We start from the raw sequence: 25,161 nt of genomic DNA, 5'->3' as shown, positions 1-25,161 counted from the left end.
GAGCGGAATTCGCGTGAGTGGTGTGCAGATCGGTCTTGCGGCCGCGTTGGAGCAGTTTTCGCCGCGGGAGTCGATTCGGTTGGCGAAGGCGGGCGAGGAGCGGGGCTTTTCGGGGCAGATGGCGGCGGATCACTTCCAGCCGTGGGTTCCGCAGCAGGGTGAGTCTTCGTTCGTGTGGAGCATGCTGGCGTCGCTGGCGGAGAACACCACCGGTGACCTGGGTCCCGGGGTGACGTGCCCGTCGTTCCGGTTGCACCCGGCGATGGTGGCGCAGGCCGCCGCGACGCTGGAGGCGACGTATCCGGGCCGCACGTGGCTGGGGATCGGGTCGGGTGAGGCGCTCAACGAGCACATCATCGGCGGTTACTGGCCCGAGGCGCCGGAGCGGGTGCGGCGGATGTTCGAGGCGCTGGAGGTGATCCGGAAGCTGTTCACGGGCAAGGACGTCAAGCACAACGGCGAGTTCTTCAAGCTGCACACCACGCGCCTGTGGACGCTGCCGGACACGCCGCCGCCGGTGTACATCGCCTCCGCAGGCCCGTACACCTCACGCAAGACCGGGGAGCTGGCCGACGGGCTGATCACCCCGGGCGCCTCGATCGAGAAGCTCGCGGGGATCCTGGAGAACTTCAACGCGGGCGCGAAGAAGGCCGGCAAGAACGGCGACGACATGCCCAAGCTGCTGCAGGTGCACCTGTCCTGGGCCGAGGACGACGAAACCGCGTGGACCAACGCCATGGACCAGTGGCCCAACGGTGGCATGAAGTTCCCCAAGGCCGACGTGCGTTCGCCCTTCGACTTCGCGCAGATGGCCAAGCTCGTGCGCCGCGAGGACTTCGAGGGCCGCATGGTCGTCTCCTCCGACCCCGACGTGCACCGGGCGGCGCTGCAGAAGTACGTCGACGCCGGCTTCAACCGCATCTACATCCACAACGTCGGCCGCAACCAAGACCAGTTCCTCGACGTCTTCGGCAAGGAAGTCCTGCCGAAGCTCACTGCCTGACTGCTTCGGCCGAGTAGGGCCCGCGCCCGGCGGGCCCTACTTGTCCAGCAGCAGGTGGACCGACAGCTCGAGGCGGTGGGCGACGTCGGCGGCTGACGCCCGGCGCGTCACCCACGCCACGAGGTTGGCCATCCACACGTCGGCGACGACGTGGAAGATGTCGCGATCGGACTCCGTGGGCTCGGCGATGCCCATGGCCTGCGCGAACATGTCCTCCATGAGCCGGCCGACGAGCTCGACCTCGGCCGCGGCGGAGGTGTCGGCGAACATGAACGCGCGCACCATCGCCTCGGTCAGGTGCGGGTCGCGCTGCATGAGCCGCGTGTTGCGGCCCAGCACGAACATCAGCCGCTCCGCGGGGGTCTCGCCCGGGATCGCGGCGCGCTCCAGCTTCTCCTGCGCCCGCTCGAACTGCCGCGCGAGGCCGGACACGAGCAGGTGGATCTTCGACGGGAAGTAGCGGTAGAGCGTGCCCAATGCGACGTCGGCCTTCTCGGCGACGGCCCGCATCTGCACGGCGTCGTAGCCGCCCTTGGAGGCCAGCGCGAGCGTGGCGTCGATGATGCGGCGGCGGCGGTCGCGCTGCGCCGCGGAGCCGAACTCGTCGCCGATCGTGCCCAGTCCGGTGCGCGCCTTCGCCGCCGGAGCCTTCGCCTTGCCCGGCATCGGCCTTCTCCTGTCTTGCGGAACTCGTTCCAGTTCTGCGTTCAGCGTACCTTCCCTGGCGAAACGTTCAACTACCGACCCGCTGGCCGAAAAACTGTAACACGTTCTACACCCGCGAGTAGTCCCGTACCGCGAGGAGGCCCCGATGGCGGTCGCGTTCACCGGCGAACAGGCGGCGCTGGCCGCCGCGATCCATGACTGGGCCCGGGCCCACGATCCGGTCGCGGCCGTGCGCGCGGCCGAGGGGGCCGGTGCCCAGCTGCCCGCGCGGTTTGCCGACCTGGGGTTCGGGGTCGCGTTGCCGCCGTCGGTGGGTGGCGCAGGCGGCTCTGTCGCGGATCTGACTGCGGGGCTGGCCGCGGCGGCTTCGGAGCTGGCCCCGCGGCCGTTGCTGAGCACGGCGTTGGCCGGGCTGCTGCTCGGCGGCGGGGACGTGGCGGAGGCGATCGCGGACGGTGGCGCGCGGGCGGCCGTGCTGCTCGAAACACCGAGTGTCGACGGGTTTCTGCAGGGTTCGTCGGGAGCGGTGCCGGGTGCGGATGCCGGCGCGTGGCTACTGGTGCCGGTGTCGAGCGGTCACGTGCTGCTGCCGCCGGGTGCCGCGGGGGTGTGCGTGGAACCGTTGGCGCCCTTCGACTTCTCGCGTCCGCTCGCGCGGGTGCACTTCGACCGGGTGCCCGTCGCGGACGTCCTGGAGCTGCCGGACGCGGAGGACTTCGCGGCGACTTTGGCCGTGGCGGAGGCGGCGGGGGTCGCGCGGTGGTGCCTGACGACCGCGGTCGAGTACGCGCGGGTGCGGGAGCAGTTCGGGCAGGTGATCGGGGCGTTCCAGGCGGTGAAGCACCTGTGCGCCGAGATGCTGTGCCGCGCCGAGGCGGCGGAGGCACTGGCGTGGGACGCCGCAACGGCGGCTTTCGGCCCGCAGCACGCGGTTGCCCCGGCGAGCGCGGCGGCGGTGGCGCTCGACGCGGCCGTGGACAACGCCAAGGACTGCGTCCAGGTGCTGGGCGGCATCGGCTTCACGTGGGAGCACCCCGCGCACCTGTACTTGCGCCGCGCTCTTGCCTTGCGGCACTGGCTCGGCGGCTCGGGGCGGTGGCGGCAGCGCGCGGCCGACCTCGCGCTGGCGGGGCAGCGGCGCACGCTCGACGTGGCCGTGGACGACTCACCGGAGCTCACCCGGCGCGTGGGGAGATCGCCGCCCTGCCGGAAGACGGCCGTCGTGTCGCGCTGGCCGACGCGGGACTGCTGGCGCCGCACTGGCCTGCGCCTTTCGGCCGGGGCCGCCGGAGCCGCCGAACAGCTGCGCATCGACGCGGCCCTTGCGGAGGCCGGCGTGCGCCGGCCGGACCTCGTGATCGGCGCGTGGGCCGTCCCGACGATCCTCGAACACGGCACCGACGAGCAGCGCGCGCGGTTCACCGGCCCCACGCTGCGCGGCGAGCTGACGTGGTGCCAGCTGTTCAGCGAACCCGGCGCGGGCTCCGACCTGGCGTCGCTGCGCACCGCCGCCCGCCGCGTCGACGGCGGCTGGTGCCTCAGCGGGCAGAAGGTGTGGACCTCGCTCGCGCACGAGGCCGACTGGGCCATCTGCCTGGCCCGCACCGACCCCGAGGCGCCCAAACACAAGGGCATCACGTACTTCCTCGTCGACATGCGCTCACCCGGCATCACCACGCGCCCGCTGCGCGAGATCACCGGGGCGAGCGTCTTCAACGAGGTCTTCCTCGACGACGTCTTCGTCCCGGACGCCGACGTCGTCGCATCCCCGGGCGACGGCTGGCGCCTGGCCCGCACCACCCTCGCCGGCGAACGCGTGGCCCTCGGCAAGGGCTCCGCGGCGGGCGAGGGTGTGGAGGCTCTGGTGGGTGGCCTGGTCGGCCGGCTCGGTCCGGGCGACGAGGTTGGCCGCGGAGAGGTGGGTGACCCGGGCGGTGTGGTCGACCCGGGCGGCCTGGCCGGTCTGGGAGACCACGGCGACCGGGGTGACCCAGTCGGCTCGGTCAGCCTGGGCGGTCTGGGAGAGCAGGGCGATCTGGGCGGCTTGGCTCCACGCTCGACTCGTCCACCCGCGAACGGCTCTGCGCCCTCATCGGCTCCGGCAGCGCCTGCTCCGTCCTGGACCTGCGCGCCACCCTCCGCCGCCTCGACCACCAGGGCCCCGGCGCGGAGTCCTCGGTCGCGAAGCTCCTGGGCGTCCGCCACCGCCAGTCCGTCGCGGAATTCGCCCTCGACCGCCCCGGACCTGCTCCCCGGCACCCCGCCGACCCACGAGTTCCTCCTCACCCGCTGCCTCTCCATCGCCGGCGGCACGACGCAGGTCCTGCTCTCGGCAGTGGCCGAGCGGGTGCTGGGCCTCCCGCGCTGACCCGTTCGCCGGCCCGCGCTGAGGCGGCGGCGGGTGGTTCGTCGCGGAGTCGCCTGCTTCGCCTCGCACTCCAGCGCCACCGTGCCGCGGCTGTGATCCGGCCTGCCCGACCGGCCGTTTGACCTCCCGCGCTGACCCGTTTGTCGTACCCCTGCCCTACGGTGCTGAGCGTGGAGTTCGGCGCACTGACCCAGGCCACCTACCTTCCCTCGGACCCGCCGCGGGAGGGTGTGCTGGCGTTGTGGGGCGACGAGGTCGCGGGGGACACCGCGATCGAGCTCGTGCTGCCCAATGCCAAGAAGTTCGCACGCACCAAGGTGGACGCCCGCCTCGTGCCGCTGGCGCGCGCGATCCCGCGGCTGCTGGTGGTGCCCGACGACGTGAGCCCGGCGATCGCCGCGTGGTCGGCGGTGGTGAACGCCGGGGTCAACCTCGTGGCGCGCGGGCGGTTGCGGCCGGCGCTCACGGCCGGTGGGGTGGGGTCGTGGCGGGTGGGGCCGCTCGACGCCGCCGACGAGGAGCTGGTGCGGGGGCTTGCGTCGGCGTTGCCGCCGGAGGCGCACGCGTTGCCGTTGTCCGGAGTGAAGCGGATCCGGCTGCATTCGCCGGAGTCGCTGGTCCGGGCGTTGTGGGACGCGGCGGCCGACGTGCTCGTGCGCAGCCCCGCCGCGTCCGTCGGGGCGGGTGGGCCGGCGTTCGCGGAGGCCGAGCCGACGTTGATCGGGCCGGACGGGGCGGCGTGGCTCACGGAGCTGGACGCCCGCGGGCCCCACGGTGCGCAGCTGATCCTGCGGCTCGAAGCACGCGAAGACGAGCAGTTCGCGGGCGTGCTGGCCGTGCGGTCCGCGCTGGAGCCGAGCCTGGTAGTCGAAGCCGCGACGCTCTGGGACGCGCCCGACGCCGTGCTGCACCGCCTCGGCGACCAAGTGGAAACGCAGCTGCTGCTTGGTCTGCGCCGCGGCGCGCGAGCGTGGCCGCCGCTCGGCCGCGTGCTCGCCGAAGCCGCGCCGACGGAACTGGCCCTGTCCGATGACGACGTCGTGGACCTGCTCGGCTCAGGCGGCCGCGAGCTGGGCAGCGCCGGCATCGAAGTGTTGTGGCCCAAGGATCTTTTCGCCGGCGAAGTCCGCGCCAAGGCGAGCGCGACGCAGGCGCCGGCCAGCGAGGCAGGTCCCGCGTTCCCCCTCAACGGCCTGCTGGAGTTCCGCTGGCGCCTGTCCCTCGGCGGCGCCGAGCTGACCGACGAGGAGGTCGCCACGCTGGCCGAGGCCAAGCGGCCGCTCGTCCGCCTGCGCGGCCAATGGGTGAAGCTCGACTCGCGCCTGCTCGCCCGGATGCGCGCCAAGCGCAACCGCAAGCTCACCGGCGCCGAAGCCCTCGCGGCGGCGCTCACGGGCGAGCTGGAGCTGGACGGCGAAACCGTCGAGTTCGCCGCGCAGCCCGCGCTCGCCGGGCTGGTCGACCGGCTCAAGGAACGCGACCCCGCGCCCGTCGCCCCGCCCGACGGGCTCGAGGCGACGCTGCGCCCGTACCAGCTCGCGGGTGTCGGCTGGCTCGCCACGATGACCGGCCTCGGCCTCGGCGCGTGCCTCGCCGACGACATGGGCCTGGGCAAGACCATCCAGCTCATCGCGCTGCACCTGCACCGCCGCGCGCTGAAAGCCGGGCCCACGCTGGTCGTTTGCCCGACGTCGCTGCTCGGCAACTGGGAACGCGAGTTCGCCAGGTTCGCGCCGGACGTGCGCGTGCGCCGCTTCCACGGCGGCGGCCGCCACCTCGACGACCTGCTGCCCGACGAGGTCGTGCTCGCCACCTACGGCGTGGTCCGCCGCGATCGCGCGACACTGTCCGAAGTGGACTGGGGCCTGGTCGCCGCGGACGAGGCCCAGCACGTGAAGAACCCGTTGTCCGCCACGGCGAAAGAGCTGCGGAAGGTCCCGGCCGCCGCGCGCGTGGCGCTCACCGGCACGCCCGTGGAGAACCGGCTCACCGAGCTGTGGTCCTTGATGGACTGGACGACACCGGGTCTGCTCGGCCCGCTCGACCGCTTCCGCCGCACCGTTGCGCGGCCCATCGAGCGCGACCGCGACCAGACCGCCACGCAGCGGCTGGCCACGACGGTGCGCCCCTTTCTGTTGCGGCGCAAGAAAACCGACCCCGACATCGCGCCGGAGCTGCCACGCAAGACCGAGACCGACCGGTTCGTGCCGCTCACGGCCGAGCAGACCACGCTGTACGAAGCCGTCGTGCGCGAGAACCTGGCTGAGATCCGCGCGTCGCAGGGCGTGCAGCGGCGCGGGCAGGTGCTCAAGCTGCTCACCGAGCTCAAGCAGATCTGCAACCACCCCGCGCAGTTCCTCAAGGAGAGCGGGGGAGTCCTCACCGGCCGCTCCGGCAAGCTCGCCGCGTTCGAGGAGCTGCTCGACGTGATCCTCGACGAGGGCGACAGCGTGCTCGTGTTCAGCCAGTACGTGCAGCTGTGCCGCCTGCTCGAACGCCGGCTCGCCGACCGCGGGCTGCCCGTCGTGCTGCTGTCGGGCGAGGTCGGGCCGAAGCGGCGCGACGAGCTGGTGGCGTCGTTCCAGTCCGGCGAGGTGCCGGTGTTCCTGTTGTCGCTCAAGGCGGGTGGCGTCGGGCTCAACCTGACGCGCGCGACGCACGTGATCCACTACGACCGCTGGTGGAACCCGGCCGTGGAGGACCAGGCGACCGACCGCGCGTACCGGATCGGGCAGGACCGGCCGGTGCAGGTCCACCGGCTGATCGCCGAGGGCACGCTGGAGGAGCGCATCGCCACGGTGCTCGAGGCGAAGCGCGGGCTGGCCGAGGCCGTGGTCGGCGCGGGGGAGGACTGGATCACGGAGCTGTCCGACGACCAGCTCGCCGACCTCGTGCGGCTCGGAGGTGGGTGATGCCGCCCCGAAGGACGTTCGGCAACACCTGGTGGGGCCGCGCCTGGGTGGAGGCGCTGGAGCAGCGGGCGAGCGTCGACCCGAACCGCCTGCCGCGCGGGCGCACCTACGCGCGCAAGGACACCGTGAGCGAGCTGCACGTCGGCGCCGGCGAGGTCACCGCGCGCGTGCGCGGGAGCCGGCCCGAGCCGTACCGCGTGACGATCCGGATGCGCGAGTTCTCGCCGCGGCAGTGGGACACGCTGCTCGACGTCGTCGGCCGCCGCCTCGGCCACACCGCCGCGTTGCTCGACGGCGAGCTGCCCGAGGAGCTGGCCGCGCAAGCCCGTGAGGCGGGCACCGACCTGCTCCCGGGCCCGGGTGACCTTCGGCCGCGCTGCTCGTGCCCCGACTCGGCGAACCCGTGCAAACACGTCGCCGCCGTGTACTACGTCGTGGCCGACGAGGTCGACGACAACCCGTTCGTGCTCTTCACACTCCGCGGCCGCCCCCGCGACGAGGTCCTCGCTCGGCTGCGCACGCTGCGCGCCCCGGACCGCCCGCAACGCAAGAAGGTCCACGACCCCGGCCTCACCCCGAAGCGCGCGTACGCCCGCCGCGTCACGGCAGTTCCCCGGTTGCCGCCGGTGCCCGACGTCGCCGGCCCGCCCGCCGTCCTCGACCTCGACCCACCACCGAGCACGGGCTGGACGTCGGCCACCCTCGGCACCCTCGCCGCCGACGCCGCCTCCCTCGCCCGCGACCTGCTCGTTTCGGGTGGCACCGCGGCCGAGCTGACGTTCGAGGAAGACCTGGCCCGCCGCGCCGCCGCCCGCCCGCCCGAGGAACTCCCCGCCCTGGCCCTGGCCGCTGGTGTCGCGCTGCCCGAACTCACCACCCGGGCGGGCGCCTGGCGCGAAGCCGGCCGCGGCGGCCTCGCCGCCCTGCGCGAAACGTGGTCCCCGGGCCCGGGCCCGCTCGCGGACGCCCGCGCCTGCCTCTCGGACACCGGCCTCCCCGACCCCATCACGACCTGGCGCAACCGCGTGACCCAAGGCCCCCTGCAACTCCGCTACGGTCGCGACCACCGCTGGTACCGCTTCCTCCGCACCGGCTCGGCCTGGCAGCTCGACGGTCCACCGTCCACGAGCGCCCTCGACGTCGCCTACCCGCCGGGGTGATCGGCTGTGCGTCGCAGTTTCGGCCGTGCTGCGGGTCGACCGGGACCGCGTCGGCTACTTCCAGGCCGCCACAACGCGCTGGCCCTGGGGCCGCTCTCCGACGCGGCGTCCTGCCGCGGCCGCGCGAGGCAAGGCCTGCTGAAACTCCGTCGCACCTGGCAGCTCGATGGCCCACCGTCCACGAGCGCCCTTGACGTTGCCTTCCCGCCGGGCTGATCGGCCGTGCGCCGCAGTCTTGGCCGTGCCGCAGGTCGACCGGCACCGCGCCAGCCGCCGTCTACCTCCAGGCCGCCGCAACGCGCGGGCCCGGGGCGTTCCCCGGTGCGGCGTCCTGCGGCAGCTGCGCGAGGCACGGCCAGCTGCAGCTCCGTCGCACCTGGCAGCTCGACGGCCCACCGTCCACGAGCGCCCTCGACGTCGCCTACCCGCCGGCCTGATCCGCCCGCAGCTCCACACAGCACCCACCGGGCGCGGGATCGATCAGCACCGCGTCGACACCGGGCACCTCCAGACCCGCGACGATGCCGCCCAGGAACGCCTGGTTGATCCCACACACGAGGTCCGGCGCCTTGCCGGCCAGCGGGTGGAACGGGCAGTTGCGCAGCCGCACGCAAGTCGGCGTTTCGCGGCGCGGCTCGAAGCCCTGCCGGGCGAGGACGGTTTCGGTGAGCGTCAGGCCGCGTTCGGCGCCGAGGCGGCCGGGGCGCAGGGAGGCGCGTTCGGTGGTGCCCAGCTCCTCGCCGCGCTCACCCGCCACGCGCAGGGCGGCGACGCGGGCGGATTCGCCCTCGGCTTCGGTGACGACGGCGTCGAGGAGGATGTCGGCGAGGACGCCGTGGCGGCGCGGCGGGATGGTGACGGCGAAGTCGGTGTCGGCGGGTTCGTAGACCTTCGGGGTGCGGCCGACCTTGCGGATGCCGCCGACGGCCTCGTAGCGCGAGCGCAGCAGGCCGGCGTCCACGAGCTTGTCGAGGTGGAACGCGGCGAGCTTGCGCGAGATCCCGACCGACGCGGCGGCCTCGTCGCGCGTGACGGGCCGCGCCGAGCCGCGGATGAACGTGTACATCCCGCGGCGCAGGTCCTCCTCCAGCGCGGCCACGGCCTTGATCGCGGGAGCGGCGTGCTCAGTCGTCACGGGTCCACGATAACGCCCACGAAGGTGTCCGCAAGTATCAGTACACCCCTGTTGAACTGGTCACCTTGACCGAGACCGACAATAAGACCAATAATCATGGACGAAAACCCGCCGAACCCCGAGGGGTCCCCATGCGCTCCGGCTCTGCTCTGCACGTCGTCCACGAACCCGACCCCGGCATCGACCTCGCCGCCGCCGCGCGCGCCGCCGGCGACTTCCTGCGGGCGCTCGGCGTCAGCCTGGACACGGAGAGCCTGCAGGGCACGCCCGAGCGCATGGCGCGCGCGTACGCGGAGCTCTTCACGCCCCGCTCGTTCGACCTCACCACGTTCCCCAACGACGAGGGCTACGACGAGCTGGTGCTGGCCCGCGACATCCCCGTACGGTCGGTGTGCGAGCACCACTTGCTGCCGTTCACGGGCGTCGCGCACGTCGGCTACCTGCCGGGCGACCGCATCCTCGGCCTGTCGAAGCTCGCGCGCGTGGTCGAGCACTTCGCGTGCCGGCCGCAGGTGCAGGAGCGGCTCACGAAGCAGGTCGCGGGCTGGCTGGGCGAGCAGCTGAGCCCGAAGGGAGTCGGCGTGGTCATCGAGGCCGAGCACACGTGCATGACGCTGCGCGGCGTGCAGGCCACCGGCTCCAGCACCGTCACCTCGACACTGCTGGGCACGTTGCGGGAGGATGCCCGCTCCCGCCAGGAGTTCTTCGCACTCACGGGCGTCAACGCATAGAGGAGTTGTTTCCTTTGCCAGAGCAGGGTTTTGTCATCGTCGGCGCGGGCCTGGCCGGCGCCAAGGCCGCTGAGGCACTGCGGACCCAGGGGTTCGCCGGACGGGTGACGCTCATCGGCGACGAAGCCGACCGGCCCTACGAGCGCCCGCCGCTGTCCAAGGACTTCCTCGCCGGCAAGGCCGAGCGCGACAGCGTGTTCGTGCACGAGGAGGGCTGGTACGCCGAGCACGACGTGGACCTGCGCCTGGGCGCCACGGCCACCGCCATTGACCGTGACAACCACGTGGTCCGCCTCGAGGGCGGCGAGACCGTGGGCTACGACAAGCTGCTGCTGGCCACCGGCTCGAGCCCGCGGCACCTGCCGATCCCGGGCGGCGACGCCGAGGGCGTGCACTACCTGCGCCGCCTCGGCGACTCCGCGAAGCTCAAGGAGACGCTCACCGCCGGCACGCGCCTGGCCGTGATCGGCGCGGGGTGGATCGGCCTGGAGGTCGCGGCCGCCGCGCGGGAGGCCGGGGCCGAGGTGACCGTGCTGGAGGTCGCGGAGCTGCCGCTGCTGGCCGTGCTGGGCCGCGAGGTCGCCACGGTCTTCGCCGACCTGCACCGCGCCCGTGGCGTCGACCTGCGCCTCGGTGTGCACGTCGAGGCCATCACCACCGACGGTGGCAAGGCCACGGGCGTCCGGCTCGACGACGGCACCGTGGTCGAGGCCGACGCAGTGCTCGTCGCTGTCGGCGCCGCGCCCAACGTCGAGCTCGCGCAGGCCGCGGGCCTGGCCGTGGACAACGGCGTGGTGGTCGACTCCTCCCTGCGCACCACCGACCCGGACATCTTCGCCGCCGGCGACGTCGCCTCCGCGCTGCACCCGCTGCTCGGCAAGCACGTGCGCGTGGAGCACTGGGCCAACGCCCTCAACCAGCCCGCCGTCGCCGCCGCCGCGATGGCCGGCCAGGACGCCACCTACGACGAGCTCCCGTACTTCTACACCGACCAGTACGACCTGGGCATGGAGTACCACGGCCACGTCGACCCGGGCGCCTACGACCGCGTCGTCTTCCGCGGTGACGTCGAGGCGCGCGAGTTCATCGCCTTCTGGCTCCGCGACGGCCACGTGCTGGCCGGCATGAACGTCAACGTCTGGGACGTCGGCGACCAGCTCAAGGCCCTCATCCGCGCCGAAGGCCCGATCGACGCCGACCGGCTCGCGGACCCGAACGCGCCGCTTGAACCCTGAGGTTTCTCGCCGTGCGGCGGCCCTCACGCGATGGTCGGAAGGCTGGAGTGTGGGGGCCGTTGCTGTGTCCGCAGGGCCGCGAGGGCGCGCCGCTTGCCGTGGCGAGGGGGCGTCGGCGAACGGCGGCAGGTCAGCGCCCGGGCCCTCACTTGCGGCGAAGGCCCGATCGACAGACCGGGTCGCGGACCCGAACACCCCGCTCGAACTCTGAACTACCGGTCCGCCGCGGCCCACGCCCGGTAGGTGTGGTCGAGGAACCGTTCCACGCCCCGGACCACATGGGCGCTGCGGATCGAGGGGAAGATGTCGAACGCGTGCTGCGCGCCCGCGAGTTCGGCGTAGGCGACGGGTTGCTTGGACGCCGCGCTCAGCCGGGCCACGAACTCGCGGGCCTCCTCGACGGGCACGAGCGAGTCGTTGCGGCCGTGGATCACGAAGAACGGTGGCGCCGAGTCGGAGACGCGGTCGAGCGGGGACGCGGCCACGTAGTCGTCGAGGTAGGTCACCGGGTCGCGGTCGGGGGAGAAGATGCGGCGGGCCAGCAGGCTCTCCAGGCGGTACTGGCTCTCGGCCGCGCCGCTGGTGGCCGCGATGTCGTACACGCCGTAGTGCGGCACGCACGCCTGCACGCTGGTGTCGGCGTCGGGGAAGTCCGGTTGCAGGGCCGGGTCGTTCTGGCTCAGCGCGAGCAGCGCGGCGAGGTGCCCGCCGGCCGAGCCGCCCGTCACGGCCACGAAGCCCGGATCCCCGCCGTACGAAGCGATGTTCGACCGGATCCACACCAGCGCGCGCTTCGCGGCCTCCACGTGCGCGGGCCAGCGGTGGGCGGGCGCGAGCGGGTAGTTGATCGCCACGCATACCCAGCCGCGGCGCGCGAGGTGGCGCATCAGTGGCTGGCCCTGCTCGTCCTTGGTGCCGATCGTCCAGGCGCCGCCGTGGATCTGCAGCAGCACGGGCGCGCCGGTCACCGGCTTCGCCGGCCGGAAGACGTCGAGCAGGAACCGCTTGCCGCCCGGGGCGTAGGGGATGTTCCGCTCGCGCACGACCTCCGGGTCGTGGCCGCCGCGAAACGGCAGCGCCAGCTGACCCCACGGCGTCGCCAGGTCGCGGGGGCTCGGCGGGTGCGCCAGCCGCTCGGAGTAGTCCGGGCCGAGGGCCTCGGTGAGCGCCGACTCGACCTCGCCGCGGGCTTTCTGCGCCGTCGCCACGAGCGCGCCCAGCCCGGCGGCCGACAGCGCGGCCAAGGCGACACCGGCCTTCGACGACCGCCGCCCGTGCCGCGCAATGTGCTGCGCGGTGTCCAACGCGGTGAGTGCCAGCAGCTGCGGAGCGAGCTCGTCGGTGAGCCAGGCGGTGAAGAACACGGGGATCGACGTAAGGCGGTTTCGCGGCGGGCGCAGGGCCACGGCGGTGAGGCCGAGCTGCGTGGCCCGGCGAGCGAGGAAGGCCGGTTTCACCCTCCCGATGTTACCGCCGCGCCCCGCCCCGTCCGCGGTTCTGATTTACCCTGACGACATGCAGAGACTGAGCGGCCTGGATGCGAGTTTCCTCTACCTGGAGACCCCTGCACAGGTCTTGCACGTCTGCGGGCTGCTCACGCTCGACGGGTCCACCATCCCCGGCGGCTACTCGTTCGCCGAGCTGCAGCGAAGGCTGGCCGAGCGCGTCGCGCTGATTCCGGAATTCCGCCGCAAACTGCACAATCCACTCTGGAACCTCAGCCACCCGGTGTGGGTCGAGGACGAGGACTTCGACCTCGACAACCACCTGCACCGCATCGGCGTGCCGGCCCCCGGCGACGACCGTGAGCTGGCCGAGCTGTGCGCCCACATCGCCGGCCAGCAGCTCGACCGCGCGCACCCGCTGTGGCAGTTCTACGTGATCGAGGGCTTGTCCAACGGTGGCATCGCGGTGCTCATCAAGATGCACCACGCGAGCATCGACGGCGTCGGCGGCGCCAGCCTGATCACCTACCTCGCCGGCCTCGAGCCGGAGCCGCCGCTGCCGGAAATCCCGCGGGACAAGCAGCACAACAGCGGCCTGCCCACGCGCGTCGAGATCCTGCGCGAAAGCGTGGAAGGACTCGTGCACCGCCCGTTCGAGATGGCGAAGCTGCTGCCGGAACTGGTGGAGCTCGTGCCCCGCTGGCTCGGCAAGACGTTGCGCGGCAAGGGGATGCCGGTCCCGTTCACCGCGCCCCGCACGTCGCTCAACGGCACGATCACCGGCCACCGCAGCGTCGCCTACGCCCAGGTCGACCTCGCCGACGTGAAGCGCGTGAAGAATGCCTTCGGCGTCACGGTCAACGACGTGGTGCTGGCGCTCGTTTCCGGCGCGCTGCGGCAGTTCCTGCTCGGCCGCGGCGAGTTGCCGGAAGACCCGCTGGTGGCGACCGTGCCGGTGTCCGTGCACGAGCGCACCGAACGCGACCACGGCAGCAACAAGGTGTCCGCGTTCTTCGCCTCGCTGCCCACCCACCTGGGTGACCCGGCCGCGCGCGTGTTCTTCCTCGCCGAGGCCAACCGCCTGTCCAAGGACCACCACTACGACATCGACGCCGACATGCTCGCCGACTGGGCCCAGTTCTCCCCGGCCACGGCGTTCGGCCTCGGCGTGCGCGCCTACTCCTCGCTGCGGCTGGCCGAGCGCCACCCGGTGGTGCACAACCTGATCATCTCCAACGTGCCCGGCCCGCCGATGCCGCTCTACCTGCTCGGCGCCCGCGTCACCGGCCTGTACCCGCTCGGCCCGGTCTTCCACGGCGCCGGGCTCAACATCACCGTCTTCTCCTACGAGGGCAAGGTCGGCGTCGGCCTGCTCGGCGCCAAGGAACTCGTGAAGGACCTGTGGCCACTGGCCGAGGCCCTGCCCGAGGCGATGACGGAGCTGCTGAAGGCCTCACCGGCCTAGTCGGGCATCCGTTCCGCCATCGCCGCCCGCGACTCGGGCGCGGGGAACGGGTCGGCGAAGTACTGCGTCTCGTGCGTGACGAAGCCGTCGGTGAACTCCATGACGCTCACCGAACGGGTGGGCGCGCCGTCGTAGGTGATCACGCATTCGCTGACCCAGAGGTCACCGCTGCCGGTGATGCGGCTGATGGTGAAGTGCCGCTTGGCCGGGTGGCCGCCGCAATTGCGCGCGGATGCGGTCGCGGCCGCGGAACCGTTCGCCGGACTGCGGGTAGTCCAGGATCGCGTCGGCGGCGTAGATCGCGTGCTCGACGTCGATGTCCCCGCGCTCGGAAGCCCGCCAGTGCTCTTCGATCCGGGCACGGATCTCGGGATCAGGAGTCACAGCCGTACCGTCCTTGCCGTCGGGGTTCGGCGGTCAGCCTAACCGCGGCACGCCTTCCGGCGGCGTTTCGCGGGCTGCGCTGTGGTTTTCTTCTTAGCCACGTAAGGGATATCGGCGAACTTCAGCGTCGCCTGCAGGCTGCGCACCGCCCGGTCGAGGCGCAGCAGCGCGACCTGCGACAGGGTGAACAGCTCGTCGACGTTCCACGCGCGGCCGGCGGCGGCGAGCACGACGGTGTCCGGCGCCTCGGTCAGCACGCGTCCGTCGTCCGATGTGGACACCTTCTCGGCCAGTTGTGCCAACGCTTCCGGCTCGTCGTGCAGCGCCTCGGCCGACACGAGCGCCTGGGTGTAGAGGTGGCTGGCGGCCGTCGCCCGGCCAAGCCACTTCACGTGGATCAGTTCGTTGCGCGGGCCCAGCAGGTCGCACAGCTCGAAGCGCGGGTGCAGCGGCGTGGTCGCGGTGTCGCGGTCGAGGCAGACGTACCCGTCGAGCGTGGCGACCTGGCGGCAGTAGCGGTTCTCGTCGTCGGGCTCGCCGGTGGGTTTCCACGTGAGGTCCGGCCACTCGTACTTGCGTGCGAGCAGTTGCGAGACCTGCTCGCGCATCTGCTCCACGTACGTCTCGCCGATGCGGTACCAGCGGCCCTGGTGGAACACGTAGCGCGTGTGCCCGATCGTCGTCTCGAACACGAGCCACTTCGCGACCTGCACCGGTGATCCGGTCTCCTCCTCGCCGGCCTCGTCGGCGCACGTCACCACGTGCCCGGCGCGCAGAGCCTTCACCCGCTTGTCCTCGGGCAGTTGCGCGAGGCGGCCGGTGAGGTGTTCCAGCTCCAGGCGCGACTCGACGTGCAATGGCCCGCCGGAGCCGAGGCCGGTGATGCGGAACGAGCCGGCGTTCTCGGCGTCGTTCACCGCGGTCGCGGGCCACGCCAGGCCGAGTGACGCGTCGGTGTCGCCGCCGAGCGCTTCGGCCAGGCGCGCCTCCAGCGTCGGCACGAGCCGGTGGTGGCGGTCGAGCGGCCGCGTTTGCGCCACGAACCGCAGCGCCGAGGACGCGTCGGGTTCGTCCACCACCGCGCCGACGGCGTCGAGATCCGCGAGAAAAGCCTGTGGTTCCTTCGCAAGCGGCACGTAGAGGGAGTTGCCGACGCGGATCCGGTAGCGCTTGCCGGTCACGCGCCCGTAGGTGAGGTCGGTCAGGTCCGCCGAGCCGGCCAGCCGGTTCACGAGGTCCCCGTAGGGCTCCAGCCGGAACGCGGAAAGCTCGCCACCGCCCGGGATCGAGATCTGCGTGGCGCGTGCCGAGACGTCGAGCGCGGCGCTCGACACCAGCCCGAGGTCGAACGGATCGAGGCGGCGGATCCCGAACAGCAGCCCGAAACCCTGCTCCACGTACTCGTCGTTGAGCACGAGGTGCCCGGCGCCCCAGGACACCGCGTATGTCCAAGGTGGACGCGGCACGAGCAGCACGGCGAACGGCAACGTGGAGGAGAGGTCGAGTTCGCTGCCGGTCAACGCGCTCGCGTGCGGAAGCCATTGTGGGATCTCCGTGTGGAACGCGCCGGCGACCAGCCGCGCGCGTGTGCCGGAGAGGTCCACCGTCGTGTCGGTGGTGACCTGCTCGGGCTTGAGCGACACCAGCAGGTCGGACTCGGCGCCGGTGCCGTCGAGGCGGAAGAGGGAGACGGGCCGGCTGGGTGCGGACGGGGCAGGCATGACCACCACCGAAGTGTGCTGACGCGTGCGAAGGTCGAGTCAGAATGCGCGATTTTCTTGTCCACCCGGTTAATCACGGAGAGAGAACGTGATGCGGAATGGTGAAGTTCACCTTACTCGGGGTTTCACGCACTGGCGGATCGCGCAATGATAACGTGATGTTGCGCGGGACAGGGGACGTTTACGGCGTCGCGAAAGATCGGTTTCGGCCCAGCTCAGACGTCCAACGGGTAATCCATTGGTGTCGTATTACCCTACCTGGAATGGCCATTTTGGGAATTCGCTCACATAACTCGAACGGCCCTGTCGAAGGGGGTTCTCCTGGGCTGTCCGGGTCTGTTTCTCCGCGTTTTCGTGACCCTGCGTGATGGCGAGCGCCGGACGGTGCGCGGACGAATAGGCCGCCCGGGTTTCCCGCTCGAAGGAGGACGGTTCGCGCTGCGGCGTGTGCCCGTCTACGCTGGCCTAGTCGTTTTCCGATCGGCCCGTCCTGGGGGCAGCATGATGACAGTCCCGTCGTTCGCACACGGCGACCGTCTCACCCGTCGGGACCTGGAGGCGATCACGGATGAACGCCATCGATACGAACTGGTGGACGGGACGCTTCTGGTGAGCCCGTCCCCGCGTCCGCTGCACCAGAGGGTCGTCGCGCGCCTGCTCGCGGCGCTCAGCCCGGTGTGCCCCGCGGATTGCGAGGTGCTCCCCGCACCGGTCGACGTCGTGCTCGACGAGTTCACCGTGATGATCCCCGACGTGGTGGTCGGCCGGCGCGAGACCTTCACCGAGCGCGCGCTCGTGGGCGTGCCGGTGCTCGCGGTGGAGGTCGTTTCCCCGTCCAGCCGCTACATCGACCGCCACCTCAAACCCGCCCGCCTCGCCGCGGCCGGCTGCCCGTTCTACTGGGTGATCGAACCAGGAGAGCCCACGCTCAGCTGTTTTCGCCTGGAGGGCACCGAATTCGTGCTCGACGCCGAGGCCACCGGCGACGAGACCGTGCACCTCGAGGTGCCCTACCGGATCTCCCTCAGCCCCGCGGACCTGGTTTCCAGCTACTGATCTTCATGCCGAGTCGGGTTCTTCTTCGCGCACCCGGCCGGTTTCCTCGTCGGCGATCGCCGCGTGCACCGATGTGCACGCCGCCATCAGTGCCGGCACGAACTGGTTCGCCGCGAGCACGCACGCCGTGTGCCCGGCGGGGATCTCGTACGTCGCCGCGCCCGGGATGCGCCGGGCCAGTGACCGCTGGTGCGCCGGCGCGATGAAGCCGTCGCGGCTGGTCACGACCACCGACGTCGGCACGCGCAGCGTGTGCAGCCACGGCGCGGAGTCGAAGCGGCCGATCTCGTCGAGCGCGACGGCGATGGCCCAGGGGCTCGTGGACCGGAACTCGGCGAGCGCCCACCGGTGGTCTTCCAGGCGCGCGAGCCGTTCGCGGCGCGGGTCGCCGGGGACGAGGCCGATCTTGGCCTGGTCGCGCATGAGCTGCAGCGTGCGTCCGAACAGGTCGAGTGCCACGCGCTGGCGTACGCCGCGGCGGAAGTAGCTCGCCGTGGAGCACAGGACGAGCCCGCTCACGCGCTCGCGCTGCTGGTAGGCGACCATCTGCCCGACCATGCCGCCCATCGAGTAGCCGGCGATCATGAACCGGTCGATGCCGAGCGCGTCGGCCACAGCCACGACGTCGTCGGCGCAGTCCTGCAGCGTGAACTCGTGGGAGCGAATGCCCTGCCCGTGCCAGCGCTGGTCGAACACGACCACGCGGTAGTGCGCGGAAAGCCGGTCCAGCACGGGGTACCAGGTCAGCAGGCCGGTGCAGGCCACGGAGTGCAGCAGGATGATCGCGGGTGCCTGGCGCGGGCCGACGTCGACCACCACGGTCTGGCCGCGGCCCGGCAGTGAAAGCGGCTCCGGGTCCGGCACCCCGGCCGTGGGCGGGATCGTGGCCACCTTCCGGGTCGCCTGCCAGCCGACGTCGCTGAGCGCGCCTAGGAGAACCTGTTCCGCACCCACGTCGACTCGGCACCCCTCTTCGCTCGACGGCCTGTTCCGCTTCTGGCGTACCCGGTTGCCGAGGCCACCGGGGGGTTGCCGAGCCCGCCCCTTCCGGTTAAGACTAGAACGTGTTCCACTTGTGACGGCCATCCGGAGGGAGGGACCGGCGTGGACTTCACCCCAGACGATACGCAGGCCGAGACCACCGCGCTGTCCGCAAGGGTGCTCGGCAAATCCGCCGACGCGGCAGAGCAGTGGCGCGCGCTGGCCGGCGCCGGGCTGCTCGCGCTCGCACTGCCCGCGGACCTCGGGGGCGACGGGCTCGGCTTCGCGGAGGTCGCCGCCCGTGCTGACCGAAGCCGGCCGCGCGGCTGCCGCGCCGCGTTGCACGAGCCGTCCGCGCCGCTCACGACCGTTCCCGACACCGTCGGAGAGGCCGCCGACGGTGTGTGGCAGCTCACCGGCGTGAAGACGGGCGTGCCGTATGCCGCGGACGCCACGCGGATCCTCACCCCGGTCGCGCTGCCGGGTGGCACCGCCGTGGCGCTGATCGACCCGTGCGCCGACGGCGTCGATCTCGTCCGCACGCCCAGCTCCGGTGGCTCACCCGAGTACACCGTGCGGCTGGCCGGGGTGCGGCTCGCCGACACGGAGTTCCTGCGCGACCGCTCGCCCGGCCACGCCGTCGCCACGCTGCACCGGTTCGCGCTCGCGGGCGCGCTGGCGCTCGGCGACGGGCTGCTGGCCGGCGCGCTCGCCCTGACCACGCGCCACCTTGCCGAACGCACGCAGTTCGGCCGTCCGCTGGCCGCGTTCCAGGCCGTGGCCCAGCAGATCGCCGACGTCTACGTGGCCGCCCGGACCGTGCACCTGGCCGCGACGTCGGCCGGGTGGCGGCTGGCGGCGGGCCTCGACGCCGACACGGAGCTCGACGTCGCCGCCTACTGGCTCACCGACCAGGCGCCTGCCGCTCTCGCGACGTGCCACCACCTGCACGGCGGCCTCGGCGTCGACCGCGAGTACCCGCTGCACCGCTACTCCTCGGCGGTGAAGGACCTCGGCCGGGCGATCGGCGGCGCCGCGCACCGGCTGGGCCGGCTGGGGGAGCGGGTGGCCGGGTGAGCACGCACATCGAGCTGACGGCCGCGCAGCAGACGTTGCGCACCGAGCTGCGGGAGTACTTCGCGGGCCTGCTGACGCCCGAGGAACACCGGGTGCTGCTGCGGGAGCGCCACGGGCCGGTGTACCGCGAGGTCGTGCGGCGCCTGGGCCGCGACGGCAAGCTCGGCGTCGGCTGGCCGAAGCGCTACGGCGGCCAGGGTTCGGCGAGGTCGAGCAGCACCTGTTGGTGGACGAGGCCGCGCGCGCCGACGTGCAGCTGCCGTCGGTGACGCTGCAGACCGTGGACCCGACGCTGCAGGAATTCGGCACCGAGGAGCAGAAGGCGCGGTTCCTGCCGCGGATCCTCGCGGGCGAGATCCACTTCGCCATCGGCTACACCGAACCCGAGGCGGGCACGGACCTGGCTTCGCTGCGGACCCGCGCGGTCCGGGAAGGCGACGAGTACGTGGTCAACGGCCAGAAGATCTTCACCACCGGTGGCCACGACGCGGACTACATCTGGCTCGCCGTGCGGACCTCGCCCGACGCGCCCAAGCACAAGGGCATCTCGATCCCGTCGTCGACACGCGCGACCCCGGCTACTCGTGGACGCCGATCATCACCTGCGACGGCGCCCACCACGTGAACGCCACCTACTACGAGAACGTCCGGTGCCGGCGGACCTGCTGGTGGGCCGCGAGAACGAGGGCTGGCGGCTGATCACCACCAGCTCAACCACGAGCGCGTGATGCTCGGCCCGGCCGGGCGGATCGGCGGCCTGCACGACCGCGTGTGGGCGTGGGCCGCCGCGCGGCGCACCCGGACGGCCTGCCGTTGCTCGACCTGCCGGACGTGCGCGCGGTGCTGGCCGAGACGTTCGCGGTGGCGCGCGTGAACGAGCTGCTCAACGGGCAGGTTGCTTCGGGGACGGGCCCGGTCGCGGTGGCCGACGCGTCGGCGACGAAGGTGTTCGCCTCCGAGCGCATCCAGCGGATCGGGCGGCTGTTGGAAGAGCTCGTGGGGCGCCCAGGGCGACCTCGCCGACCCGGAGACGGCCGAGCTCGCCGAGTGGCTCGACGTGCTGGCCAAACGCAACCTGGTGCTGACGTCAGGCGGGGGCGTCAGCGAAATCCAGCGCGAGCTGATCGCCTCCGCCGGGCTGGGACTGCCGAGGGTGCCGCGATGACGACGATCGAGGAAGCCGCCGCGAAGATCGCCGCCGCGGGACCGTGCGCGCCGCGGCTCGCGCGGGATCCGGTGAACCAGGCCATGGTGAACAACTGGGTGGAGGCGATCGGGGACGCCAATCCCGTCTACGTCGAGCCCGCGGTCGCGTCGGCTTCCGTCCACAAGGGACTGGTGGCGCCGCCGGCGATGGCGCAAGGTGTGGACGATGGCGGGGCTGCACGGCGGGCGCGCGGACGACGACCCGATGGGCGCGATCATGGCGGTGCTCGACGAAGCCGGGTACACGTCCGTCGTCGCGACGAACTCCGACCAGACCTACCACCGCTATCTGCGGCCGGGGGAGCGCGTCGCGGCCACGACGGAGCTGCTGGACGTCGCCGGGCCGAAGCGCACCGCGTTGGGTGAGGGCTGGTTCGTGACCACGCGGACGTCGTGGACCGTGGACGGCGAGCCGGTGGCGGACATGGTGTTCCGGGTGCTGAAGTTCCGGCCTGCGGCCGTTTCCGAACCACCGGCGCCCGTGCTGCGGCCGGTGATCAGCCGGGACACGGAGTTCTTCTGGGCCGGCCTGTCCGACGGCGAGCTGCGCATCCAGCGGTGGGGCGACACGCTGCGGCACCCGCCGGGCCCGATGTCGCCCGACGGCTCGCTGGCGGCGACACCGGACTACGTCGTCGCGAGCGGGCGTGGCACGGTCTACAGCTACGTCGTGCACCACCACCCGCCGGTGCCGGGCAAGCGGCTGCCGTTCGTGGTGGCGCTCGTGGAGCTGGAGGAGGGCGTGCGCGTGATGGCGGAGCAGCTCGACGCGGCGCCGGACGAGGTGCGGGTCGGGCTGCCGGTGGTCGCCGCGTTCGTGCGGGTCGACGACGAGCTGACCTTGCCGGCGTGGCGGGTGGCGCGATGAGTGAGGTCGTGCCGTCGTTGCGGATCGAGGCGACAACGACGTTTGTGGTCAGCACCGCGCTCGCGACCCGCGACTTCCAGGACGTGCACCACGACCGCGACGCCGCCCTCGCCCGGGGTTCGAAGGACATCTTCCTCAACATCCCCACCGACACCGGTCTCGTGCAACGGTTCGTGAGCGAGTGGGCCGGGCCCGAGGCACTGGTCCGCTCGATCGAGATCCGCCTCGGTGTGCCGTGTTCCGCGGGGACACGCTCACGTTCACCGGTCAGGTCGTCTCCCGCTCCGGCGACGACGTCGAGCTCGCTGTGTCCGCCACCGGCAGCCTGGGCGAACACCTGACCGGCGCGGTCTCCCTCACCCTGCCCGGTGGTGCGTCGTGACGTTGGCGGGCGCGGCGGCGATCGCCGGAATCGGGCCACGGAGTTCTCCAAGGATTCGGGTCGCAGCGAACTCAGGTTGGCGGCCGAATGCGTGACGCACGCGCTGACCGACGCCGGCCCGTCGGCGTCCGAAGTGGACTGACTGGTGTCGTTCACGATGGACGGCACCGCGGAGATCGCGCTGGCCCGCGAGCTCGGCATCCCGGAGCTCAAATTTCTTCAGCCGCATCCACTACGGCGGCGGCGCCGCGGCCGCGACGGTGCAGCAGGCCGCGATGGCCGTGGCCACCGGTGTCGCCGACGTCGTGGTGGTGTACCGGGCCTTCAACGAACGCTCCGAACAGCGCTTCGGCCGCGTGTCGGCCGCCGCGGCGACGCAGGTGAACTCGTCCGGTGTGGACAACGCGTTCCACTACCCGATGGGCATCGCGACGCCGGCCGCCACCGTCGCCATGATCGCGCGCCGCTACCTGCACGACTACGGCGCCACGAGCGAGGACTTCGGCCGCGTCGCCGTGGTGGATCGCGTGCACGCCGCGACCAACCCGGCGGCGTGGTTCCACGGCCGGCCGATCACGCTCGCCGAGCACCAGGCGTCGCGCTGGGTCGCGGAACCGCTGCACCTGCTCGACTGCTGCCAGGAGAGCGACGGCGGGGTGGCGCTGGTGGTCACGAGCGTCGAGCGCGCGCTCGACCTGCGTCACGCGCCGGCCGTGGTCGCCGCGGCGGCCCAGGGGAGCGGGCCGGACCAGTACGTGATGACCAGCTACTACCGCGACGACCTCGCCGCGCTGCCCGAGATGGGTGTGGTGGGCCGGCAGCTGTGGGCGCGGTCGGGGCTCGGACCGTCCGATGTGGACGTCGCGGTGCTCTACGACCACTTCACCCCGTACGTGCTGATGCAGCTGGAGGAGCTCGGCTTCTGCGGCCGCGGCGAGGCGAAGGACTTCATCGCCAGGCGACACCCTGACGCTGGACGGCGCGCTGCCGCTGAACCCGCACGGCGGGCAGCTCGGCGAGGCCTACATCCACGGCATGAACGGCATCGCCGAGGCCGTGCGCCAGATCCGCGGCACGGCCGTGAACCAGGTGCGCGACGCCGAGACTGTGCTGGTGACCGCGGGCACCGGCGTCCCGACCAGTGGACTGGTCTTGACTCGTCACTAAGCGCGACCCATACCCTGGCCCCGTACGGGTAGCTCCACAAGGGCGGTAACTCTTGTGGGGCAACGGCTTTCACCTCTTTGCTGGCTGGTGCTCACCCGCCGTGGAATGTCACCGTGGAGCGGAGATCAGCGACGCAGCGTGAAAGCAGGCACGACGATGTCCGGATCCACCGTCCTCGCGGGCTCGCCATGAGTGCACCGGTGCTGGTGGCGTGGCTGCTCACCGCGGTCTTCGCGGTGCTCGCGCTGCCGTGCGTGCTGCGGCTCGTGCGGCTCGACTACGCGCGCCTCGGCTCCGGCGTGCGCAACGCCGACCTCGCCGAGCTGCTGCTCGTGGTGGCCATGGTGGCGATGATCTCTCCCGCCGGCGGCCCCATTCCCGCCGCCGGCTGGCAGGCGGTGTTCGTGCTCACGGCGGCCTGGTTCGGGTTCGCCTGGTGGCGCGGGCGGGGTCAGGCGCACGCGGCGCACGCTTCGGGCTGCGGGCACCACGCGCTGTCGGCGGCCGCGATGCTGTACATGGTGACCGCGATGCCCCACGACGGCATGGTCCACGGCCCGTGGCTCACGATGTCCTCAATGGACGTCCGGCTCGCGGTACCTCTGCTCGCCGTGCTGGGCGCGGTGTACTTCGTGGCCGACGCCGCACGGTCGGGAGTGGTCGCGGTGCGCACGCGCGGCGCGGCCGCACCCGGGCTGACCTCGCGCACGGTGTGCCGCGCGGTGATGGGTGCGGGTATGGGGTACCTGCTGCTCGCTGCGGTGTGACGGAGTGTGGCCGGTTCAGCCGATTCGGCGCACTTCGCCGTCGGGCGGGGGCGTGCCGAGGTCCGGCAGCTCGCTCACCGGGTTCTCCTCGATCCACTTGCGCGTGGCGGCGACGTCGCGGTCGAGGGCCGCGATCAGCTCCTCGCCGGAGTCGTACTTCTGCTGCTCGCGCAGGTGCGCGCCGAGCCACACCGTGAGCGTCTCGCCGTAGAGGTCGCCCTTGAAATCGAGCAGGTGCGCTTCGACGAGCCGGTAGCCGTCGGCGCCGTAGTAGGTGGGGCGGCGCCCGACGGACACGGCGGCGGCCACGTGCGTACCGTCCGCGCGCTCGGCCCAGCCGGCCCAGACGCCGTCGCCGACCTGCCCGCTCTGGTTGCGCAGCGCGATGTTCGCCGTGGGGAAGCCCAGCTCCCGGCCGCGCTTGTCACCCGGCTCCACCGGTCCGCGGACCACGAAGAAGGTGCCGCTGTGCTGACCGAGAGCGTGCTCGTCCGCCATCCGCCGTCCCGTCCCTGTTCCGGTGTCCTTTCCGACACCGTAATACTGGCGGTCGGCTCAGCGCGGCACGAGCACTGTGTCGGACAGCACAGGAGTGTCGTCACGCTCCGGAGCGGTGGTGGTCACCAGCAGCCGGTCGCTGTCGCGCCACACGCGCGTGCGCAGCGGTTCGCCCGGAAAGACCACACCGGCGAACTTCGTCCCGAACGAGCGGATCCGCGTGGGGTCGCCGTCGAGGAACGCGTCGGTGAGCGCCTTCGCGACCACGCCGTAGGTGCACAGGCCGTGCAGGATCGGGCGGTCGAACCCGTCGGCCTTCGCGAACGCGGGGTCGGCGTGCAGCGGATTGCGGTCGCCGCACAGACGGTACAAAAGCGCCTGCTGGGGCAGCGTCGGGGTGTCGAGCACGGCGTCGGGCTCGCGCTCGGGCCACGCGAGCTTCCGCGACGGCCCGCGGTCGCCGCCGAACCCGCCTTCGCCGCGGGCGAAGATGCCGGAACGAGCCGTCCACAGTGGATCGCCCTGGGTGTCGGACACCGTGGTCTCCTGCACGAGAACCGCGGCCTTGCCCTTGTCGAACACGTCGGTGATGCGGGTGCGCGCCACCGCTTCGCCGTCGACGGGGATGGGCCGGTGCAGCTCGATCTCCTGCGTGCCGTGCAACACCTTCGCGAGGTCGATGTCCACGCCCGGGAACTTCAGCGCGGGCGGGGCGAACGTGCGCAGGTTCACCGCGACGGTGGCGAACGTGGGGATCACGCGCAGGTCCTGCTCATAGGCGTAGCGCAGCTCGCGCTCGTCGACCGGATCGGCGCCCGCGCCCAGCGCGAGGTGGTAGAGCAGCACGTCGGACGGCGTCCAGGCGAACCGCACCTCGCCGAGGTCGGCACCAATCGCGAGCGCGGGGTCGATGGGCACGGAGTCTCCTTGGTTT

19 protein-coding genes and 4 pseudogenes are annotated in these 25,161 nt (G+C 72.2%); 14 read left to right on the top strand and 9 right to left on the bottom strand.

Going from position 1 to position 25,161, the window contains the following annotated elements:
• The first annotated feature begins 13 nt into the window (after nucleotides 1-13).
• The gene (locus tag AB0M56_RS13305) at nucleotides 14-1,003 is read left to right on the top strand and encodes a TIGR03557 family F420-dependent LLM class oxidoreductase (protein ID WP_364174638.1); all 990 of its coding nucleotides are present in this window, start codon (nucleotides 14-16) and stop codon (nucleotides 1,001-1,003) included.
• Nucleotides 1,004-1,039: 36 nt separating this feature from the next.
• On the opposite strand, the gene kstR is transcribed toward AB0M56_RS13305, so the two are convergent.
• Nucleotides 1,040-1,669, bottom strand: coding sequence for a cholesterol catabolism transcriptional regulator KstR (kstR, locus tag AB0M56_RS13300; protein ID WP_364174635.1), 630 nt, complete (start codon nucleotides 1,667-1,669; stop codon nucleotides 1,040-1,042).
• Between the two features lie 145 nt (nucleotides 1,670-1,814).
• On the opposite strand from kstR, the gene AB0M56_RS13295 reads away from it, so the two are divergent.
• From AB0M56_RS13295 to AB0M56_RS13285, 3 genes are all read left to right on the top strand, one after another.
• Nucleotides 1,815-4,037 (top strand): acyl-CoA dehydrogenase family protein, encoded by a 2,223-nt coding sequence (locus AB0M56_RS13295; protein ID WP_364174632.1) that lies wholly within the window; start codon nucleotides 1,815-1,817, stop codon nucleotides 4,035-4,037.
• A 170-nt stretch (nucleotides 4,038-4,207) separates the two neighbouring features.
• Nucleotides 4,208-6,949, top strand: coding sequence for a DEAD/DEAH box helicase (locus tag AB0M56_RS13290; protein WP_364174629.1), 2,742 nt, complete (start codon nucleotides 4,208-4,210; stop codon nucleotides 6,947-6,949).
• The gene (locus AB0M56_RS13285) at nucleotides 6,949-8,109 is read left to right on the top strand and encodes an SWIM zinc finger family protein (protein WP_364174626.1); all 1,161 of its coding nucleotides are present in this window, start codon (nucleotides 6,949-6,951) and stop codon (nucleotides 8,107-8,109) included. Before AB0M56_RS13290 ends, AB0M56_RS13285 begins: the two co-directional genes overlap by 1 nt.
• Before the next feature lie 421 nt (nucleotides 8,110-8,530).
• Here AB0M56_RS13285 and AB0M56_RS13280 read toward each other — a convergent pair whose 3' ends face one another.
• Entirely contained in the window at nucleotides 8,531-9,175 is a 645-nt protein-coding gene (locus tag AB0M56_RS13280; protein WP_364174939.1) for a transcriptional regulator, read from the bottom strand.
• Nucleotides 9,176-9,375: 200 nt separating this feature from the next.
• Here AB0M56_RS13280 and folE point away from each other — a divergent pair, with 200 nt between their 5' ends.
• Nucleotides 9,376-9,975 (top strand): GTP cyclohydrolase I FolE, encoded by a 600-nt coding sequence (gene folE / locus AB0M56_RS13275; RefSeq protein ID WP_220238222.1) that lies wholly within the window; start codon nucleotides 9,376-9,378, stop codon nucleotides 9,973-9,975.
• 14 nt (nucleotides 9,976-9,989) lie between these two features.
• Nucleotides 9,990-11,210 (top strand): FAD-dependent oxidoreductase, encoded by a 1,221-nt coding sequence (locus tag AB0M56_RS13270; RefSeq protein WP_364174623.1) that lies wholly within the window; start codon nucleotides 9,990-9,992, stop codon nucleotides 11,208-11,210.
• 212 nt (nucleotides 11,211-11,422) lie between these two features.
• Here AB0M56_RS13270 and AB0M56_RS13265 read toward each other — a convergent pair whose 3' ends face one another.
• Nucleotides 11,423-12,667: an alpha/beta hydrolase gene (locus AB0M56_RS13265; protein WP_364174621.1), complete on the bottom strand. Its 1,245-nt coding sequence runs from the start codon at nucleotides 12,665-12,667 to the stop codon at nucleotides 11,423-11,425.
• A gap of 58 nt (nucleotides 12,668-12,725) precedes the next feature.
• On the opposite strand from AB0M56_RS13265, the gene AB0M56_RS13260 reads away from it, so the two are divergent.
• Nucleotides 12,726-14,120 carry a wax ester/triacylglycerol synthase family O-acyltransferase gene (locus AB0M56_RS13260; RefSeq protein ID WP_364174618.1) on the top strand — a complete coding sequence of 465 codons (1,395 nt, stop codon included), beginning with the start codon at nucleotides 12,726-12,728 and terminating at the stop codon, nucleotides 14,118-14,120.
• Here AB0M56_RS13260 and AB0M56_RS13255 read toward each other — a convergent pair.
• Genes AB0M56_RS13255 through AB0M56_RS13245 form a run of 3 tightly spaced genes read right to left on the bottom strand, consistent with a single transcriptional unit; the run spans nucleotide 14,117 to nucleotide 16,225 of the window.
• A complete protein-coding gene (locus tag AB0M56_RS13255; protein ID WP_364174615.1) occupies nucleotides 14,117-14,263 on the bottom strand; it encodes a hypothetical protein in 147 nt (48 codons plus the stop codon). The genes AB0M56_RS13260 and AB0M56_RS13255 overlap by 4 nt on opposite strands.
• A gap of 19 nt (nucleotides 14,264-14,282) precedes the next feature.
• Nucleotides 14,283-14,504 carry a nuclear transport factor 2 family protein gene (locus tag AB0M56_RS13250; RefSeq protein ID WP_364174612.1) on the bottom strand — a complete coding sequence of 74 codons (222 nt, stop codon included), beginning with the start codon at nucleotides 14,502-14,504 and terminating at the stop codon, nucleotides 14,283-14,285.
• 38 nt (nucleotides 14,505-14,542) lie between these two features.
• Nucleotides 14,543-16,225: a TIGR04141 family sporadically distributed protein gene (locus AB0M56_RS13245; RefSeq protein ID WP_364174610.1), complete on the bottom strand. Its 1,683-nt coding sequence runs from the start codon at nucleotides 16,223-16,225 to the stop codon at nucleotides 14,543-14,545.
• Nucleotides 16,226-16,729: 504 nt separating this feature from the next.
• Between AB0M56_RS13245 and AB0M56_RS13240 the strand changes: the two genes are divergently transcribed.
• Entirely contained in the window at nucleotides 16,730-17,281 is a 552-nt protein-coding gene (locus AB0M56_RS13240; RefSeq protein ID WP_364174936.1) for a Uma2 family endonuclease, read from the top strand.
• A 3-nt stretch (nucleotides 17,282-17,284) separates the two neighbouring features.
• Here the strand turns inward: AB0M56_RS13240 and AB0M56_RS13235 are convergent, their stop codons facing one another.
• On the bottom strand, nucleotides 17,285-18,235 hold the full coding sequence (locus AB0M56_RS13235) for an alpha/beta fold hydrolase (RefSeq protein ID WP_364174608.1): 951 nt from the start codon (nucleotides 18,233-18,235) through the stop codon (nucleotides 17,285-17,287).
• A 150-nt stretch (nucleotides 18,236-18,385) separates the two neighbouring features.
• On the opposite strand from AB0M56_RS13235, the gene AB0M56_RS13230 reads away from it, so the two are divergent.
• The 6 genes and pseudogenes from AB0M56_RS13230 to AB0M56_RS13205 all read left to right on the top strand — a co-directional run bounded on the left by AB0M56_RS13230 (nucleotide 18,386) and on the right by AB0M56_RS13205 (nucleotide 23,729).
• Nucleotides 18,386-19,339: an acyl-CoA dehydrogenase family protein gene (locus AB0M56_RS13230; protein ID WP_364174606.1), complete on the top strand. Its 954-nt coding sequence runs from the start codon at nucleotides 18,386-18,388 to the stop codon at nucleotides 19,337-19,339.
• Nucleotides 19,336-20,504: pseudogene (locus tag AB0M56_RS13225) on the top strand (acyl-CoA dehydrogenase family protein). The gene AB0M56_RS13230 and the pseudogene AB0M56_RS13225 overlap by 4 nt, the downstream one beginning before the upstream one ends.
• Nucleotides 20,501-21,413, top strand: a pseudogene (locus AB0M56_RS13220) (OB-fold domain-containing protein). The pseudogenes AB0M56_RS13225 and AB0M56_RS13220 overlap by 4 nt, the downstream one beginning before the upstream one ends.
• A pseudogene (locus AB0M56_RS13215) lies at nucleotides 21,410-21,795 on the top strand (acyl dehydratase). Before AB0M56_RS13220 ends, AB0M56_RS13215 begins: the two co-directional pseudogenes overlap by 4 nt.
• Nucleotides 21,792-22,962: pseudogene (locus AB0M56_RS13210) on the top strand (lipid-transfer protein). Before AB0M56_RS13215 ends, AB0M56_RS13210 begins: the two co-directional pseudogenes overlap by 4 nt.
• 188 nt (nucleotides 22,963-23,150) lie before the next feature.
• On the top strand, nucleotides 23,151-23,729 hold the full coding sequence (locus AB0M56_RS13205) for a DUF5134 domain-containing protein (RefSeq protein ID WP_364174603.1): 579 nt from the start codon (nucleotides 23,151-23,153) through the stop codon (nucleotides 23,727-23,729).
• A 15-nt stretch (nucleotides 23,730-23,744) separates the two neighbouring features.
• Here the strand turns inward: AB0M56_RS13205 and AB0M56_RS13200 are convergent, their stop codons facing one another.
• Together AB0M56_RS13200 and AB0M56_RS13195 are read right to left on the bottom strand one after the other, a co-directional pair.
• The gene (locus AB0M56_RS13200) at nucleotides 23,745-24,227 is read right to left on the bottom strand and encodes a riboflavin kinase (RefSeq protein ID WP_364174600.1); all 483 of its coding nucleotides are present in this window, start codon (nucleotides 24,225-24,227) and stop codon (nucleotides 23,745-23,747) included.
• A 57-nt stretch (nucleotides 24,228-24,284) separates the two neighbouring features.
• On the bottom strand, nucleotides 24,285-25,145 hold the full coding sequence (locus AB0M56_RS13195; RefSeq protein WP_364174596.1) for a MaoC/PaaZ C-terminal domain-containing protein: 861 nt from the start codon (nucleotides 25,143-25,145) through the stop codon (nucleotides 24,285-24,287).
• Nucleotides 25,146-25,161: the final 16 nt, after the last annotated feature.

Origin of the sequence: Amycolatopsis sp. NPDC051372, assembly GCF_040682095.1 — a bacterium.
Classification (GTDB): Bacteria; Actinomycetota; Actinomycetes; order Mycobacteriales; family Pseudonocardiaceae; genus Amycolatopsis.
This window is presented reverse-complemented; position numbering and strand designations above follow the sequence as displayed.